The 1,584-nt window shown below is 42.9% G+C and carries 1 protein-coding gene; it reads left to right on the top strand.

Features of this window, described 5'->3' with window-relative positions; translation table 11 throughout:
• Positions 1-136: 136 nt before the first annotated feature.
• On the top strand, positions 137-1,513 hold the full coding sequence (locus ACWI_RS00060; RefSeq protein ID WP_070369407.1) for an IS4 family transposase: 1,377 nt from the start codon (positions 137-139) through the stop codon (positions 1,511-1,513).
• Positions 1,514-1,584: the final 71 nt, after the last annotated feature.

Raw genomic sequence — 1,584 nt, 5'->3', positions numbered from 1 at the left:
ACTCAAACTTCGCACATAAATAAACGACCCCAAATACCTTAACACCGATGTTACAGGCATAAAAATAGCATGAAAACACCAGATTTGTTATAATTGAATTAGCGAAAAACAAACAAACAAGCTGGAGGCTCATGCTATGAAAATTATAACACAAACCAGTGCAGACTTGAATTCCAATTTAAAACTTGTCACCCGTTTTTTAAGAAATTATCAGATTGGCCAGCTTTTAAAGCGATGCAACGCCTATAAAACCAAAGGCTTTTCAGTGATCACGGTTTTTGAGTATCTGCTGAGTGTCGTCTTTACCAACCGATCAGTTTACATGAATTATGTGACCAATTATCATTGTCCGGAGTTTTCAAAAGATACGATTTATCGTTTCATGAACTCTCCCCAAATTCATTGGCAGAAGTTCACCACATTGCTGGCCACCCGGGTGACTAATCAGAGTATCATCCGTCTTACCGATAAATCCCGGGAGAATGTTCTGATCGTTGATGATACCCTGTTTGAGCGAAATCGCTCGAAAAATGTGGAGCTGTTGTCCCGTGTCTTCGACCATGTCAGACATCGTTACACAAAGGGATTCCGTCTATTAACTCTCGGCTGGTCTGATGGAAACACCTTCATTCCGGTTTCCGGTTCACTGCTGTCATCATCTGATGATAAAAATCTTCTGAACAGGGCTGATGATAGTCTGGACAAACGCAGTCTTGCCGCCAGACGACGAAGCCAATCGGGATGTAAAGCGACGGAAGTGATGCTTGATCTGATCCGTTCTGCCCTTAAATCAGGGATCAGCGCCAGCTACGTGCTGTTTGACACCTGGTTCTGCAGTCCATCCTCCCTGATTGCCGTCAAGAAAATCGGGATTGATGTGATTGCCATGGCAAAGAAGACACCTAAAATTCACTATCTCGTTGATGGTGAAAAGAAATCTGTCAAAGCCATCTATTCAGCCTGTAAAAAACGCCGGGGCCGATCACGATACCTGCTTTCAGTGGACGCTGCGATTCAAAAAGATGATATTACCATGCCTGTCAGACTCGTCTTTGTCAGAAACCGGAATAAGCGAAACGATTATCTGGTTCTGATTACAACCGATCTTACCCTTTCTGAAGATGAAATCATCCGCAATTACGGCAAACGCTGGGCGATTGAGGTTTTCTTCAAGGTATGCAAATCCTATCTGAAACTGACAAAATCCTTCAGAGGACTGTCCTTTGATGCCCAGACGGCCCATGTTGCCATTGTCTTTACACGCTATACGATACTGTCATTGGAAAACCGGTTTAACCTTGATGTCCGCAGCATCGGGGAATTGTTTTACTGGTCTTGTGATGAACTGGCCGATATCACTTATCAGGAGTCCTATCTTCTGCTGATCGATCTGATGCTGAGTGTTTGTCAGGATATTCTTCAACTGAGTGAAGAAAAAATGATTATTCTACTCGATCAATTCCTTCAGCATTTACCGGCTATGATAAATAATAGCCTGAAACCCTGCGCTTGAATGGTATATTTTTCAGGGAAAGTCCCTTTGCTTCAATGGTTTAGGGGGTTTTTAATGTGCGAAGTTTGAGT

It is taken from the genome of Acetobacterium wieringae, from assembly GCF_001766835.1.
In the GTDB taxonomy this organism is placed as follows: Bacteria; Bacillota; Clostridia; order Eubacteriales; family Eubacteriaceae; genus Acetobacterium; species Acetobacterium wieringae.
The sequence above is the reverse complement of the archived record's forward strand: the minus strand, read 5'-3'. Positions and strand labels throughout refer to the sequence as shown.